Source organism: Staphylococcus sp. HMSC14D10, assembly GCF_001808125.1.
GTDB lineage: Bacteria > Bacillota > Bacilli > Staphylococcales > Staphylococcaceae > Staphylococcus > Staphylococcus haemolyticus.
The window spans coordinates 66,912-83,907 of the sequence record NZ_KV792237.1 but is presented as its reverse complement, the minus strand read 5'-3'; the positions used below and the strand labels follow the sequence as shown (position 1 = coordinate 83,907).

General features: G+C 36.1%; 13 protein-coding genes and 1 pseudogene. 2 read left to right on the top strand and 12 right to left on the bottom strand.

What is annotated here, in order from left to right; genetic code table 11:
• Positions 1 to 66 precede the first annotated feature (66 nt).
• From HMPREF3134_RS02255 to HMPREF3134_RS02240, 4 genes are all read right to left on the bottom strand, one after another.
• Positions 67 to 1,410: a dihydrolipoyl dehydrogenase family protein gene (locus HMPREF3134_RS02255; RefSeq protein ID WP_070440425.1), complete on the bottom strand. Its 1,344-nt coding sequence runs from the start codon at positions 1,408 to 1,410 to the stop codon at positions 67 to 69.
• Between the two features lie 15 nt (positions 1,411 to 1,425).
• The gene (locus tag HMPREF3134_RS02250; RefSeq protein WP_011274545.1) at positions 1,426 to 1,866 is read right to left on the bottom strand and encodes a MarR family winged helix-turn-helix transcriptional regulator; all 441 of its coding nucleotides are present in this window, start codon (positions 1,864 to 1,866) and stop codon (positions 1,426 to 1,428) included.
• A gap of 179 nt (positions 1,867 to 2,045) precedes the next feature.
• Complete coding sequence (locus HMPREF3134_RS02245) at positions 2,046 to 3,119, bottom strand: NAD(P)-dependent alcohol dehydrogenase (protein ID WP_011274544.1); 1,074 nt, start codon at positions 3,117 to 3,119, stop codon at positions 2,046 to 2,048.
• A gap of 170 nt (positions 3,120 to 3,289) precedes the next feature.
• Complete coding sequence (locus HMPREF3134_RS02240) at positions 3,290 to 4,672, bottom strand: NAD-dependent succinate-semialdehyde dehydrogenase (protein ID WP_070440422.1); 1,383 nt, start codon at positions 4,670 to 4,672, stop codon at positions 3,290 to 3,292.
• A 160-nt stretch (positions 4,673 to 4,832) separates the two neighbouring features.
• On the opposite strand from HMPREF3134_RS02240, the pseudogene HMPREF3134_RS02230 reads away from it, so the two are divergent.
• Together HMPREF3134_RS02230 and HMPREF3134_RS02225 are read left to right on the top strand one after the other, a co-directional pair.
• Positions 4,833 to 6,495 (top strand): annotated as a pseudogene (locus HMPREF3134_RS02230) (FAD-binding dehydrogenase).
• A gap of 149 nt (positions 6,496 to 6,644) precedes the next feature.
• Positions 6,645 to 7,043, top strand: coding sequence for a hypothetical protein (locus HMPREF3134_RS02225; RefSeq protein WP_053036177.1), 399 nt, complete (start codon positions 6,645 to 6,647; stop codon positions 7,041 to 7,043).
• Positions 7,044 to 7,095: 52 nt separating this feature from the next.
• On the opposite strand, the gene HMPREF3134_RS02220 is transcribed toward HMPREF3134_RS02225, so the two are convergent.
• The 8 genes from HMPREF3134_RS02220 to HMPREF3134_RS02185 form a co-directional block, all read right to left on the bottom strand.
• The gene (locus HMPREF3134_RS02220; RefSeq protein ID WP_070440421.1) at positions 7,096 to 8,799 is read right to left on the bottom strand and encodes an ABC-ATPase domain-containing protein; all 1,704 of its coding nucleotides are present in this window, start codon (positions 8,797 to 8,799) and stop codon (positions 7,096 to 7,098) included.
• A 229-nt stretch (positions 8,800 to 9,028) separates the two neighbouring features.
• Positions 9,029 to 9,811 (bottom strand): glucose 1-dehydrogenase, encoded by a 783-nt coding sequence (locus tag HMPREF3134_RS02215; RefSeq protein ID WP_037537472.1) that lies wholly within the window; start codon positions 9,809 to 9,811, stop codon positions 9,029 to 9,031.
• A gap of 14 nt (positions 9,812 to 9,825) precedes the next feature.
• The gene (locus HMPREF3134_RS02210; protein WP_070440420.1) at positions 9,826 to 11,106 is read right to left on the bottom strand and encodes an MFS transporter; all 1,281 of its coding nucleotides are present in this window, start codon (positions 11,104 to 11,106) and stop codon (positions 9,826 to 9,828) included.
• Between the two features lie 32 nt (positions 11,107 to 11,138).
• The gene (locus tag HMPREF3134_RS02205; protein ID WP_070440418.1) at positions 11,139 to 12,749 is read right to left on the bottom strand and encodes a xylulokinase; all 1,611 of its coding nucleotides are present in this window, start codon (positions 12,747 to 12,749) and stop codon (positions 11,139 to 11,141) included.
• 179 nt (positions 12,750 to 12,928) lie between these two features.
• Positions 12,929 to 13,912, bottom strand: coding sequence for an NAD-dependent epimerase/dehydratase family protein (locus tag HMPREF3134_RS02200; protein WP_141738614.1), 984 nt, complete (start codon positions 13,910 to 13,912; stop codon positions 12,929 to 12,931).
• 185 nt (positions 13,913 to 14,097) lie between these two features.
• A complete protein-coding gene (locus tag HMPREF3134_RS02195) occupies positions 14,098 to 14,625 on the bottom strand; it encodes a YfiT family bacillithiol transferase (RefSeq protein WP_070440416.1) in 528 nt (175 codons plus the stop codon).
• Between the two features lie 151 nt (positions 14,626 to 14,776).
• On the bottom strand, positions 14,777 to 15,016 hold the full coding sequence (locus tag HMPREF3134_RS02190) for a hypothetical protein (RefSeq protein WP_011274531.1): 240 nt from the start codon (positions 15,014 to 15,016) through the stop codon (positions 14,777 to 14,779).
• Between the two features lie 298 nt (positions 15,017 to 15,314).
• The gene (locus tag HMPREF3134_RS02185) at positions 15,315 to 16,709 is read right to left on the bottom strand and encodes a YfcC family protein (RefSeq protein WP_016930542.1); all 1,395 of its coding nucleotides are present in this window, start codon (positions 16,707 to 16,709) and stop codon (positions 15,315 to 15,317) included.
• Positions 16,710 to 16,996 lie beyond the last annotated feature (287 nt).

Here is a 16,996-nt window from a genome sequence, read left to right as displayed (position 1 = left end):
CTACATGATTTGGAACAATAACGCTTTGATTCCAATATGTAGGCATCTTTATTTATCTATATTAAATTACAACATATTCACTTTTAAAAAATCAATGACACCGCTAGAGGCACTAGTGAAAGCAAAGATTAATTTATTTAAATCTTGTGCTGTTATGCGTTGATTAATAATAAATACAAGTAAATGTACTAAATCAGCTGCATCGACGCCATATATATCTGCGCCAACAAGTCGTTTCTCTTCATCTAAAACGACATACATTTCTGCATCCGTTTCATTTTTATATTCAAATACCATTTGTTTACCAAACGGAATATGTTTAACTGTGTAACGTTCACTTTGCTCAGCTTCTTGAACACTAACACCAATTTGAGAAAGACGTGGTAACGAGTACAATACTGAAGGAATCGCTGGGTATTGTATTTCATCTTGCGTCATTCCTAAAATGTGAGCCGCTATATAATTTGATTCAAATGTCGCTGTTGGCGTTAATTTAGGTATATCTTTATCTAAGACATCGCCACTTGCATAAATATTGCTCACATTTGTTCTTAAATGACCATCTACTGAAATACCTTTCTTACTATATTCGATACCTACTTGATCTAACCCAATACCTTCTACATTTGGATTTCTACCTGTCGCATCTAAGACATAATCTGTATCAATCGTTAATCCAGATGCTGTTGAAACCTTGTATGCTTCACCTATTTTTTCTACTTTTTGCGTCTCTTCATCAAAGTAGAAATGTACGCCTTCGTCTTCTAATTTTTTAATGAGTTGTGTTACGTGTGTTTGGTTAAAACCTTTAAGTGGTTTATCAGAGTGGTGAATCATAGTCACTTCTACGCCTGATTTGATCATTATTGATGCAAATTCCACACTTATTATACCTACACCTATAAATGTCATACGTTTTGGAAGTTCATCCATAGATAAGAAGTCACGACTATCATGAGTTAGTTCTTTACCTTCAATATCTAATTTATTACTGTGCTGACCTGTCGCAATGACAATGTTCTCAGTTTGTAATGCCTCATCATTCACTGTCACTGTGTGTGCATCTTTAATTACACCAGCACCCATATAAACATCGATACCTTGTTGCTCGAACATACCTTTTAACATGCCGTTCATAGGATTAATCACTTGTTTTTTATAATCCATTAAGTTTTCCCAGTTCACATGCAAGTCTTGTGATTGAATAATACCGTTATATTGTGCTGATTCTTCTAACACTTCGTAAGGTCCTTCAAGTAAGATTTTAGCGTTACAACCATAATTTGTACATGTACCTGCAATCGTATCTTTTTCGATAATGGCAACATCTTTGCCTGCATGTTTAAGTGTTAGTGCTGCATGCCATGCTGCGTGTCCGCTTCCTATAAATACAACATCGTATTGTTTCATTTAACTCATCCTTTTTTATTTATTCGTGAGTGCTTTTAAGGACTGTTCTAAATTGCTTAAGACTGCTTTCGTTTCGTTATATTGAGTTTCATCAAATTTTGGAGGTAAACATTGTGCGACTGCCTCAAAGACTGCTTCTTGTTGCTCATGCCCCTTTTGCGTTAAAGAGACGACTAATTGACGTTTATCTGCCTCTGAACGTTGTCGTTTAACCCACCCTGACTGCTCTAATCTCTTTAAAAGTGGGGTCAATGTATTACTTGATAAATCTAACTGTTTACCTACTTCATGTAAGGGTTGATTATCGTGTTCCCATAAAGCGAGTAAAACCAAATACTGAGAATACGTTAATCCAAATGGTTTCAATTGTTGTTCATAAAATTTCGCGAATAAACGACTCACATTATAAGCAGAAAAACAAAGTTGATTTGCGAGTTTCATATCTTCGTTATTCATGGCATCACCTCTTTTCAATCGTGTACGATTAATTAAAGCTTAAACAATCGCGCACGATTAATCAAACAATCTGTTTAAACAGACATAAAATAACCTCCATACCTTTAAATAGTAGGAGGCTATGGGGTAATACATATTTATCTTAACTTTAAGCTATAATAAATCATATTTTAAATTTATTATTTATCTAAGAAACCGTTTGGGTACACCATTACTTTCAAGGCATCACCTTTACTTGTACGTGTTAATTCCATGGCTTCTTTCGTATCATTTAATTCGAATTGATGTGTGAATAATGAATCAATATCAGCATCTGTTGTACTTAAAATTTGAATGCCTTGTGGGTACGTATTCGCGTATCTGAAGACACCCACAATATTAATTTCATGGTTCGCAATAAATGGCACATTGATTTCGTTCATATCTTCTTGAGGTAAACCAACAATAGCTAAAGTACCGCCATCTTTTAATGAATTTAATGCGCTTCTTAAGGCGATCGGGTTACCTGCTGTTTCGATTGCATAGTTAACACCTTGACCGTCTGTTAATTCTTTAATGCGTTCAACGACGTCTTCATTTTTAATATTTATTGCTGTTGTTGCCCCTAAACGTTTAGCCGCTTCTAAACGATTATCTTCTAAGTCTGAAACGATAATGTTTGTTGCGCCATAAGCTTTAGCAGCTACAACTGCCATTAAACCAACTGGACCCATACCCATAATCACAACAGTTGATCCTGGTTTAATATCCGCACGCTTACATGCTTGTAAACCTACTGAGAATGGTTCAACAAGGGTTGCTTGTTCATAAGTCACTGAGTCTGGTAAATGATAAAGGAAGTCTGCCGGATGGCTTACGTATTCACAGAACGCACCATCGTATGGTGGTGTCGCCATAAATTCCATATGTGGACATAAATTATATTGTCCAGATTTACAATATTCACATTCACGGCAAGGTTCACCTGGTTCGATAGCAACACGATCTCCTACTTTAAAGTCTGTTACTTCATCCCCAACTTGTGCTACCATACCAGCACATTCATGTCCTAATACGATTGGTTTTTCGACTACGAATTCACCAACACGACCATGTGCATAATAGTGAACGTCAGAACCACAAACACCTACTGCCATCATCTTGATTAAGACATCTTTAGGTCCTACTTTTGGCATATCTCTTTCGACAATTTCAATATCATAAGGTTCATGCATTAATGCAACGTTCATTTTCTCCGGAATAGTTTCACTCATAAATAACATCCTCCTAAGTTTATGTATCTTTTATTATTCTTTCACTGAAAAAGATATATGTAAACGATTTCATAAAAATTTATATAGTACTTTTAAACAAAAATAATGAATTCACAAGAATTTTTCGATAAAAAATACGCTTCCCTAAAAAGAGAAGCGCACATCATCTACTACATATTACCTATTGATAAATATTTCGTTTCTAAGTATGGTTCGATGCCTTCTGTACCACCTTCACGACCATAACCACTTTCTTTCATACCGCCAAATGGTGCGTGAGCTGCTGATGGACCGCCATCATTCCAACCAATGACACCATAATCAAGTGAGTTATATAGATGGAAGCCAGTACGATAATCATTTGTGAAGAAGTAAGCAGCTAAACCAAATTGTGTATCATTCGCCATTTGAATGGCATCTTCTAGATCTGAGTATGGTGCAATCGGTACGATAGGTCCAAATGTTTCTTCTTGCATTGCAAGCATATCTGGATTCGCATTTGAAACGACGACAGGTTTTAAGAAATTGCCGCCCATTTCTTGTGCTTCGTCTAATGAGCGTGATAATTTAGCGCCCTTAGATTCTGCATCTTTCAATTGATTAACCACTTTCTTCACGCCATCTTCGTTAATCAATGGTCCAATAGTCACGTCTTCATCCATACCATTTCCGACTTTTAATTCATGGACTTTTTGCGTTAATTGTTGAACAAATTCTGCTTCAACCGCTTCGTGAACGTAAACTCGGTTCGCACAAATACAAGTTTGTCCTGCATTACGGAATTTTGAGGCAATTGTTTGATCTACGGCATATTCAATATCCGCATCTTCGTGAACGATTAATGGCGCTAGCCCACCTAGTTCCATTGTGACATTTTCAACTGATTCAGCAGCTTGTGCGATAAGTTTCTTGCCGACATTTGTTGAACCAGTAAATGTAACTTTCTGCATTACAGGATGTTTTGTGAATAATTCACCTGCATCTTTACCAGGCATAATGACATATTGAACGGCATCTTCTGGGATTCCCGCTTCATGCGCCAATTCAATGAGACGAATAGTAGTTAATGGTGTTTGCGTCGCAGGTTTACATACAATCGTACAACCTGCAGCTAATGCTGGCGCAATCTTACGCGTAATCATTGCGGCTGGGAAGTTCCATGGTGTTATTGCTCCTACTACGCCTACTGGGAATTTTTTCACAATAATATTTTTATTAGGTGTATTTGCTGGAATTGTACGACCGTAAATACGTTTAGCTTCTTCGGCATACCAAGAAACATATGAATTCGCATAATCCACTTCACCTTGTGCTTCTTTTATAGGTTTACCACCCTCTTTAGTAATCAGTTCTGCCAATTCATCTTTATGTTCATTAATTAAAGAGAACCATTTATACAACTTATCTGCACGTTCATGTGCATCTACTTCTCTCCAAGATTTGAACGCTTTATGCGCTTTCTCAATTTGTTGTTTGGTTGTTGATTCACTTGTATATTCTAATGTTTCAATTACTTCGTTCGTCGCTGGATTTAAGACTTCTAATGATGCCATATTCATCCACCCCTTTTAGAATTATTGATATAAGTATATACCCCTAGAAATAGATTATCTATCAAACCGTTTTCTATCATTACTAGTTTCACTTTCCTGTACCTACTTTACTTGATAAAATATGTAGACTACATATAACAATTAATGTAAGGAGTTTTTTATGAATAAAAAGATATTTGTCATTGGATCTAGTTTAAGTGGTTTAGTTGCAGCGACAGAACTATTAAAGAAAGGCTATCATGTAACGATGTTAGATCAAGAACCTCGTCAAGCGATTGGTGTTCAAGCTAACTGGTCATTCATTCGGTGGGCTATTTCTAGTTAACTCAAAGATTTAACAACGCCTGGGCGATAAGGATTCATACGAACTTGCACTGAATGATTGGTTAGGATCGGCACAATTTGACCGTCCAGATGATGAGGACTATTGGGCGAAACAATAGGCTGAAGCGTACGTGCGATTTGCCACTTTTGAAAAGAAAAACTATCTAAAAGAGATGGGCGTTCGCTTAACACCTATCTTAGTTTGGGCTGAACGTGGTGGCGCATCAGCTTCTGGTCATGGCAACTCTGTACCACGTGTCCATATTACTTGGAGTACAGGTCCAGGATTAGTGGAACCCTTTAGTCGTTTCGTACTTGAAAAAGAACAAGAAGGTCAATTTAAATTTTTGCCACGTCGCCAAGTGACTGACATTGGCATTGAACATAATCAAATCACTCACATTTCTGGCAACATTTTAGAGCCAAGTGACGTTGAACGCGGAGAGAAATCATCTCGTACCGTAATAGATACGTTCCAAAATGATGTCGATGAGTTGTTAATTACATCAGGCGGCATTGGTGCCAACATGCCACTTATTCGAAAATATTGGCCTAAACGTTTAGGTAATCCTCCACAGACAATGATACAAGGCGTACCTGTTTCAACTGACGGTCGTTTAATTCAAGTTACAGAAGATGCCGGTGCCAACATCGTGAATAAAGATCGCATGTGCCACTATACTGAAGGCATTCAAAACCATAGTCCCATTTGGTCTAATCATGGTATTCGTATCATTCCTGGGTCATCATCAATGTGGTTCGATGCGACCGGTAAACGTATGGCTGCACCAGATTACCCTGGATTTGATACTTTGCATACGCTAGAAACAATCATGAAGACAGGTTACGATTATTCATGGTTTATATTAACGGAAGATATTATAAAGAAAGAATTTGTACTTTCTGGCTCTGAGCAGAATCCAGATTTAACTGATAAAGATATCAAATTATTACTTCAAGAGCGTTTAGGTAGTAAAGCAACGTCTCCAGTAGAAGTCTTTATGGATAAGGGACCTTACTTCATACTTGCCGATGATTTAGGTACGCTAGTTCGAAAGATGAATGACTTAGCAGATAATGACTTACTTGACTATGAAACAATCAAACATGAAATTAAAGCTCGCGACTTACAAATTGATAATCCATTCACTAAAAATCCACAAGTCGCATTTATCAATAATGCATATCAATTCTTAGGTGATAAACTCGTTCGTACTGCTAAACCTCATAAAATATTAAGTGGAAAAAACGGACGTTTAATTGCCATAAAATTAAATATCATTAGTCGTAAAACGCTCAGCGGTATTCAAACGAATCTCGATGACCAAGCACTTAATCCAAGCATGCAACCGATTCAAGGACTATACGCTGCTGGGGAAGCATCTAGTTTTGGTGGTGGCGGTGTTCACGGATATCGTTCATTAGAAGGTACTTTCCTAGGGGTTTGTATCTTTAGTGGTATTCGTGCAACTGAAGGCATCCACCATCATATACAGTAAATTTCATAAATATACACTTCTAAAATAAAGTATTTTCAAAATGTATATCCCACCACTTTTTATGCATTTTGTTGTAAAATTATATTAAATATTATTTTTTTAATTAATAGTTATCAATTTTACAATTTTTTGCAAAAGAAGGTGATGGTATGCCTCGCGATAGCTTGAAATCTTTGAAAAATAAAACTGTAACCGTAATAGGTCGAATTGAACATATTACTATAACACCTAAAGTAAAAATTCCAAACAAGCCTATTTTCTCAAAAATTTTATTATTAGATGTTAATATTGGCGGTCAGTATTTCGATCACGTTTGGGTTTATGCATCAAAGAGATACTTTCATAACCAAGAACCCTTTTTACAACAAGTTGTAAAGTTTAAGTCTAAAGTAACGCCTTATGTTAAACATGGCCAACGTGGCTACGTCGAAGATTATGGTATTGATTATGTCAAAAGCCTAAACATACTGCCTAATACATCAATGGAAGAATATGACGAAAGATATTATGATGATGATCTTACTGTAGACTTTTTCTTAACGAATTAAAAGCACATTGCAAAGCTTGATTAACTATCAAGTGCAATGTGCTTTTGTTATTTTATTTTACTTTTAAACCACGATAACGGTTCAATGTTCCGATAAATTCTTGCTTACGAGGAAGCGCTAAATTACCAGGATGTCCATCAAAGTTAGATATCGCTTCGATGCCTTCTTCGTCAATTAAGTCGTACATTTGATTCGTTGCATCAATAAGACTCTTATGATTATCTATAAGGTGATGTCTAAAGTAATTCATCATAACGGTCAACGCATTGGTTTGACTGTCATCCACTAATTGTTCTAAACCAGATATATCTATTGCATCTTTGCCGTACATCACTGTGTGTAGCCCTTTGGCTTTCATTCGATCATCTTTCCCTTTTTTAGAGAATGAAGCATCTAAAGGGACACGAGATGGAATCGCACCAAATTGCGTATTTGCCTGTAGGTCACGTTGGTATCCATCTGATTGAGCAATCTCTTTCGCCTCAGTAGTTACATCTTTCAAATGATACTCATCCATCATCAAGACTTGATCGGCCACGTCAAAATAATCACCAGACCCACCAACAATTAGAATAGTTGAAACTTGATGCGCTTCAAAAAGTGGTCTCACTTTATTAGAAAATGGTGTTATTGGTTCTTTATCAGGCGCAATTAACTTCTGCATACGTCCATCACGAATCATAAAGTTCGTCGCCGATGTATCTTCATCAATAAGTAGCGTTGACGTTTGTGTTTCTAATGCTTCCATGACATTAGCTGCTTGTGACGTGCTCCCACTCGCATTGTCAGTCGAAAAGTGCGTTGTATCTTTCTTGCCAGGTAAGTTATCTATAAATGGACTGATGTTAACATTTTGAATTCCACGTCCATCTTCAGCTCGTATCTTCATAGCGTCATGACGCGTAATAACAAACTCACGGCCATCATTTGGAATATGGTCATAGACACTACGTTCAAGCGCTTCTAATAGGGTCGATTTACCGTGATAACCACCGCCAACAATCAACGTTATGCCTTCAGGAATAGACATCCCTGTGACTGCCCGACCACTTGGTAAGTTGAATGTTGTTTCGAAAGCTTGCGGGCTCGTAAATTGAATAGCACCTTTCATTGGCTCATCGGATACACCGCTTTTTCGTGGTAAAATGGCGTTATTTTCGACAAAAGCGACTAAGTGTTGTTGTTCAAGTTGATTCCTAATATACGTTTGGTCTAATTTTAATGTTACTTGATGTTGAAGTGCTTGTTGATCAATATTTTGATACATGATAGCTTGATTTACTATCTTTGGTAAGCCATTTATAAGTGTATGGGCCGCAACTTTTCCAAGAATCTTACGTCCTGTTGCTGGCATACCAACTTCAATGCGCACTTCAATTTCTTTATCATTAATTACGACTGATGTACGTTCTAACATTTCTTGACCACAATGATCGATGAAAATTTTACCGTTTTTAACTGAACCTTTAACAGTACGATTAAATGCCGAAGTTTGATGGCCAAATGCTCTAGTTAAGAAATCTGATACTGCAATACGTTTGTCTTTCTCATCTAATAATTCACTTGGAATTTTGGCGACATCACGTTGAATGATAAGACGCATTTTTGAAGGTGGCGCATAAGGATCCACCTGTACATGATCGATTGCTAAGTGAAATTGATCAAAGGCATATATACCTTTCATTCGTTTATACGCTCCATATTTTTGTCCATCTAACGATTTTAATGTCTTTTCGAGATCTATTGAGCGCTTCATCATTATTCCTCCGTTCAGTAAGTGTCTATTCACAGTTTACCCAACCTAACCGGCACGCATAACTTCATTCAAGAAATTCTTGATTTGAATATAAAAAATGCATCTCAAGCATTGGATTTTCAACCTTCAGCTGAGATGCATATCATCGAATTATTAAAACCTCTCAAAAAATTCTTTTCACTAATAATGAAAAAGTACAAAGACTCATCTTGCACTTTTCCAAATATAATTATAATGCAGTATAACCACCATCAATTGTAAATACGCTACCTTGTGCGAATGATGAAGCGTCAGATGCAAGGTATACAACAATGCCACCTAATTCTTCTGGTTCACCTGGACGACCCATTGGTGTCGCCCCCATCCAATAATCGATCATTTCGCCTCCAGTATTAAACATTGGTTCAGTTAGTGCCGTTTTCATGTATCCTGGCGCAATTGTGTTTACTTTGATGCCATATTTTGACCATTCCATTGCTAAACTTTTCGTTAACATGATAACGCCTGCTTTAGATGCATTGTAAGATGCTTGTTCTTGTGGTTTATTGGCAATTAATCCTGACATTGATGATGTATTAATGATTGAACCATAGCCTTGTTTTATCATTTGACGTCCTACTGCTTGTGCTACTAAGAAGACACCATTTAAGTTTAAGTTAATTACTTTTAACCAGTTTTCGTAAGATACGTCTTCTGCTTTTTCATTAATTGTCATACCAGCATTATTTACTAAGATATCAACTTTACCGTACTCATTCACGACGTCGTCTACCATTTTGCTAACATCTTCTGGATTTGTAACATCTACTTTTAATGCTGTCGTTTTAACGCCTTCATTATCTGCAATTGCTTTTGCTGTTTCTTGAGCTAAATCTAATTTAATGTCTGCAATAACAATATCTGCACCTGCTTGTGCTAATGCTTCTGCCATAGCTTTACCTAGTCCCATGGCACCGCCTGTTACGATTGCTACTTTACCGTTTACTTTAAATTGATCAATAATGTTTGTCATTTTTATCATCCTTTTTAATTTGATTGTGTATTAACTGTTGTTTTTACTTGTCTTCCAGCCTGTTGTACTTTCATAAAGAATGTAAGAACAAAGCCTAATACATATATCACTGCATATGCCCAAATCGTTACTTCAGCTGAAGCGAATATAAGCATGACACTTGCAAGTCCATAACCTAGGAAATTACTTAAACCAGCTGCTAAGTTATGTACGGACACAGCCGCCCCTTTATGTTCAGGTACCAACGTTGGGAAGATGGCTGACATTGGAACGAATGCAGCAACAGCGAAGCCGAACATCAGTGCAATTAAAGTTGTCACGAATATATTAGGTCCACTCCATGCAGGGAAATAATAGAACGCTAACGTAGAAACGGCCATACCAATACAGCCAAACCAGCGTACTTGGCGTACCCAACCAATTTTATCTCCCATAATACCCCAGAATAAATTAGTGAAGATTGTAATAATGTACATTAATCCCCAAACACGTAACCATTCTGACGTAGTGAAGCCGAAATCTGCCGTATAAACGTGTGGTAAGAATACAACCAATCCGAATAATGACAGTTGGTTAATGATTCTTACGACAAAGGCAACTGCAACGTTCTTATTCTTAAGAATTGTGATACCTCGGCCAAATTCTCTTAACATTTCTTTCTTAGTCATGCGTTGTGCTTCGACATCTTCGCCTTTTTTATCTTTAACTAAGAACATCGCGATTAATCCACCAATTAAGATGAAGATTAATGATGACCATAAAGTACCCATTTCACCAATGATTGGAATTGAAAAGCTTGGTAAATATGAACCTAGTACTCCAATACCGATTGAATACATTGCCCAGAACCAACCCATTGCTGAAGCTAGTTTGTAACTTGGTGAAGAATATGTAATCCATACGACAAAGCTATAAATAAACATTGGATATGCTAAACCACGAATACCATACATAATCATCATCATGGCATAGTTTTGTTGTTCTAGACCAAAGACTAAAAATCCAACATGGAAGATCATCCAAATAATAAACGCGAATGTCATCACACGTCGTGGACTGAAAATCTCAGCCATCACACCTGATAACCATGAAGCGATAGCTACGACTAAACCGTAAACGGTTAAGACATTGCCGGCTTCAGAATTATCAAAGCCAAGACTCATAATATATTTAGATAAAAATGCTTGCTCCATACCGTCTCCGGTCATAAAGATCGCTACGGCAATGTATCCCCATATTAATACCATAGGCAATCCTAGAAATTGACGTTCTCGTTTGTCTATCTCGTTCGCCATTTTAATCCCACTTTCTACCTTTGTTTTATTCATTATTTTTGTTCTGAATTAAATTGTTCATGTGCAAGACGTTCAAGTGGAATGCCTTGTTTAAAGCGTTCTGTATATTGCTCAAAGCTTGCAACTTCATCTTTAGTTGATTCGATTGTCATTGATTCTGTTCCTTTAAACGCAAAGTCATTCAAATATGTTGCTAAATTTGATGTCTCTGTTTCAATCATGTATCTCGCCAATACTGAGATACCCCAAGCGCCACCTTCACTTGCAGTTTGCATAACACGAATAGGACTGTCTAAGGCAGCTGCTAAGAATGATTGCGCAACTTTTTCAGTTTTAAAGATGCCACCATGACCAAACATTGAATCAATATGAATATTTTCTCTTTCTTTTAATAAATCAATACCAATCTTCAACGTACTGAAAGCACTGTAAATATGTGTTTTCATTAAGTTAGCTAAGTTAAAGTTACTGTCTACTGATCGTACAAGCATTGGATAACCATGTTGTACATCTGTGATAAATTCACCAGAAATATAACCATATGACAATAACTTACCTAAATCTTCGTCACCTTTTAAGGCACGTTCAAATAATTTGGTGAACAATTCACCTTTATCGTATTTAACTCCCATTGTTTCAAATACTTCTCCAAACAAATCGACCCAAGCGTTTATATCTGATGTACAGTTATTCGCATGAATCATTGCTACTTCATAACCATCTGGTGTTGTAACAATATCTACCTCTGGATAAACATCTTTGATTGGCTTTTCAAGGACAATCATCGAGAAGATACTTGTACCTGCTGAAATATTACCAGTTCTTGGTGCAACACTATTTGTAGCTACCATACCTGTAGCTGCATCCGCTTCAGGTGCACATAATGGACATCCGGCTTGTAGTTCACCGTTTGGATCAACTAATTTCGCACCCGTTTCAGTAAGACGTCCGGCATACTCCCCTGCTACAACTACTTTAGGTAAGATATCTCTAACATCTTGTGTGTAACCCTTTTCAGAAAACTTCTTATTAAAGCGTTCAATAATATCGTCACGATAGTCTTGTGTCTCACTATCAATTGGGAACATACCAGACGCATCTCCAATACCTAATACTTTCTCATCGGTTAGATACCAGTGTATGTATCCCGCAAGTGTCGTCATATAGCTTACTTTCTCAACATGCGCTTCTTGATCTAATGCAGATTGATAAAGTTGTGCAATACTCCAACGTTCAGGAATATTCACTTGAAAGCCCTCTCGTAAGATTTCAGCTGCTTTATTAGCATTGTTATTACGCCACGTTCTAAATGGAACGAGTAAATCGTCATTGTCATCAAACGGTAAATAGCCATGCATCATACCACTAATACCTAAAGAAGCAAGTTGTTTCACGGTTGCATCGTATTTCTCTTTTAACTCTTGAGTCATTGCGCCATATGCTTTTTGAATGCCTACCCATGCATCGTTCATCGAATACGTCCAATAACCATTACGGTAACTGTTCTCCCATTCGAATGAACCTGTTGCGAGGGTTTGACATTGGTCATCAATCGCAATTGCTTTAATACGCGTTGAACCGAACTCAATACCCACTGTTAAATGACCATCTTCAATAAATTGTTTGATTTGTGTATTATCCATCGTTTCACCTTACTTTTTATTATGAAAACGTTATCACAGACTTATCCTAGCATATGTATTTTTGATGAAACAAGAGAAAAGTAAGCGTTTTCCAAATTTGTAAGTAAAAAGACACCTTTATCTTCTATTTACAACAATGAAGATAAAGGTGTTTGCTTAAATGTATTATTCAATTATGTTTATTTTAAAATGTGATAGTCTCTCATACAGTCAACAGATGCTAGAATGGCTTCTTCTTGAGTGTAACTTGGCGTCCAACCTAAAACATTTCGTGCTTGCTGATTACTAACATTTCTATTCATTTCAAGTAATAACTTACCTTCTTGTGCTTCACTATTAAATCTAGCGCCTAGCTTAATTGCGAAATCTGGAATGGTCTTAGTTGAAACTTTACTTGCTAATTCAGGGCGTTCTTTTTTAATTAATTGTGCGATTTCAGGCATAGAGATTTGTCCATCTGCAGTGGCGATAAAACGTTTACCATTTGCTTCTGGCGTCTTCATTGCCAAAACATGTAATTGTGCAACGTCTCTGACATCTACGATATTCATTGGAATATTAGGGATACGTTTCATTTTGCCACTAGCAATATTTTCTACAAATTGAAAACTTAATGACATATGTTGATTTAATGATGGTCCAAGTATAGCAACAGGATTGATTGTCACAAACTCAATGTGATTTTCAGTAGCATTCACAAAGTCCCACGCTGCTCGCTCAGCAATTAATTTAGACTTCTCATAAACAGAAAGTCCTTTTTCATTTGGATTAGTCCAATGTTCTTCTGCTGTCACACTAGATTTATCTTTATTACTAAATCCTACTGCGCCAAAGTTTGCAGTCATTATTACACGCTTCACATTCGTTTTCTCGGCAGCTCTCAAGATACGCTGAATACCTTCAACGGCTTGTTTATTGATCGATTGTTCATCAGTTACGCTGACACTACCCATCACTACAGGCGATGCTACACTCATCACATAGGTGCAATCTTCCATAGCATCTTCCCAGTTATCATCTTTAGATAAATCCGCTTCAACAAATGCTAAATTTTGCGTATCAATATTTTGTGCCTTTAATGTTTCTAAAATAGTATCTTTCTTAGATAACGAACGAATTGTTGCACGTACACCATAATCTTGCTTTAATAATTCCGCGACAATACGTAAACCTTAAAAACCTGTCCCTCCAGTTACTAAAACTTGTTCCTTCATGAAACTTCCTCCCCTATCTTTCTCTTGGTAGGTACAGATTATAGCAGTTTTATCATATTAGTTTGATGAATTACACTTGCTTTCGACAAAGTTCATTCTTAAGTTGTAGACGCTCAACTTTATAACTGTATTTACTACTCTTTTGATACGCCTTGGTCGGATAATGCAATCTTAATGTGCTCTAAATGATGACGCTCATGCCATGATAATTTCGCAAGTAATTCTGAAACCGGTACATTGCTACCATCTGATAACTTGATAGAACGATTTAATTCACCTTCAGTAACATGATTTCCCATCTCTACAATGCGTTGGTTGAGTCCCTCTAAAATAGTAATTGAAACTTGCATAGGTAATTTAGAGTCTGGCAACTCTGCCCAACATTCTTGATTAAACATGAACGCCGTTACGTCATCTTCAGTCAGTGCCATTTTCAATCTTTCATACAAATTAATCTGAGAATCTGCAATATGATGTACTAATTGTCTAACCGTCCAACTTCCTTCTCGATAACGACGTTCTAACTGCTCATCACTCAATTGACGAACCGTTTCCTTCAACTGATCACTATATGCTTCAATTTCACTCATCCATTGTTTCACATCAATTAATGTTGAATTTGTTGGCGCTTCAAATTCTCCTATCGGAAATCTTACATCCATTATAAATCCCCCTTAGCTATCTTTATCTATACCTTCTATATACCCTTATTAAGGATAAATAAAAAAGAAGCGAGCACAGAAATTAATCATTACATTAATTTCTATCCCACTTCCTCTGGAAATTTAAGATATATATAATTTTCTCAAAATATTAAGCTAATAATAAAGGGCTTGAGAAAATAACTAAAAATACAATATTTAAAATTAACATTGTAATATTTATGGCTTTATTGCCTTTCAAGATGCCTAAGACATTTGCAATAATAGCTAATAACATCACAAACAATCCTGGAAGAAACCAGAACATGCTCGTAAACATGATAGAAACTACTAATAAAAATGATAATAAGCATAAAATACCTGAAACTAAATTAATACTATTTAAGTTCATAAGTTGCTCCTTTCAAATGGTGTTACACAGTATTATATACTAAAACTATTTTGAATTGAGCAAAATCTTTATAACAAAATCGACACATCTTTGTTATGTGTTGTTTTATAGATTTTTATAATCTTTTAAATAATTGATAAATCCAAGCATTTAAAGGGCGGGTTCCTATTTATTTAGAAACCCTCCTTTACATTGTTATGACAGCGTTTGTTAGACGTAATTCCTACTAACTTCAGACAAGCGTTAGTCTTACCTATCAAGCCTTTAAACAAATTTCCAAGTGCTTCTTGAGAAATTTTTAATAACCAATTATAAGCGCAATCGACATCGCCACAGCACAAATAATTACCCATAATAGTATCAACTTCCACACAAATTTAATCCATTGAGTATAAGTAATTCGTCCAACAGCTAATGCTCCCATTAAGATTGCTGAAGTTGGGAATAAAATGTTACTGATTGAATCACCATATTGGAAAGCGAGTACCGTTAACTGACGATTAATATGCAGTAAATCTGATATTGGTACCATTAATGGCATTGTTGTTAATGCTTGACCCGATCCAGATGGTATAAAGAAATTAAGTAAGAACTGTAATATAAACATAGCAATAATAACAAATGAAGCTGGTATATCTGATAGCAATGTTGTCATGCCATGAACAATCGTATCGATGATTTTACCATTTTCCAAAATAACAACGATTCCTTTAGCGAATCCAACAATCATTGCGCCAAATAAAATGTTCTGCATTCCTTCAATTAATGCGTCAAATGTACCATTTAATCCAAGTCCGCTTACTAAACCTGCAACAATACCAGCAAGTAAGAAATTGGCGCTCATCTCATTAAACGTCCAATCGAATACAAATATGCCAAATACGTTAAATAGAATTGTAGCAACTATAATAAGTAAGCTAGCTGCTTGTCTCTTACTAAAGTGTTGATAAGTGATTTCTTGAATAATATGACCTTCTTCTTTTTCTAGCTCATACACAATACTTTTTGACTTATCTTTCTTCACTTTACGTGCATATAACATAACTGTAGAAATGGCTGCAGTTAAGATAAATAAATAGATAATTGTACGTAAACCCCAGCCTGAGAACATTGGTAGTTCAGCAACGGTTTGTGCCACACCAACTGTAAAGGGATTTAACATACCTCCACTGAAACCACTGGCAGCACCTAAAATAACCATTGCAGCACCTGTTAAGGCGTCGTAACCTAATGTTCGAGCGATTATAATGCCAATTGGAACAAAGATAATTGTTTCTTCTGCTAATCCAATTGTAAATCCTAATATAGAGAATATCGTCATCGTCAATGGAATCATTAGGAAATTGGCCTTCCCTAACATTCTCATTGCTTTGTTTACACCATTTTCGAAAGCACCCGTCTTATGAATAATGCCAAAGGCACCACCTACTAGGAATATATAGAATACGATTTCTCCGCCACTGATTAGTCCTTCAGGAATTGACCTGAATATTTCGAGGAAATTGACATTTGCCGATTCCACAGTATGGTATGTTCCTGAAACGACAAGTGTTTGATCACCTTTCTTTTCACGCGCATATTCACCAGCTGGAATAATGTAAGTTAATAACCAAGCTAGAAAAATAACAAACATTAATAAAGCATATGTATGAGGCGTCTTAAACTTAAATTTCTTATGCTTCTTTTCTTCCATAACTCATCAACACCTTAAATAGAATAGAATGTATATCATCAGATGATTATATACATCATACCCTATTTATCATATGATATACATTTACAATTTAAATTACATTTGTTATTTTTATCATTTCAGCGATGTGCTAAACCTATAAATACTTACAATTAATGCTTTCACATTCTCAACTCAATAGAATTAGAATATTTATACGTTCAAGATACTATGAATCTCTATTTTCACAAACATATATACTCGTTTAAATGTAATTAGCATATTGTACTTACAAATCAACTCTAAAA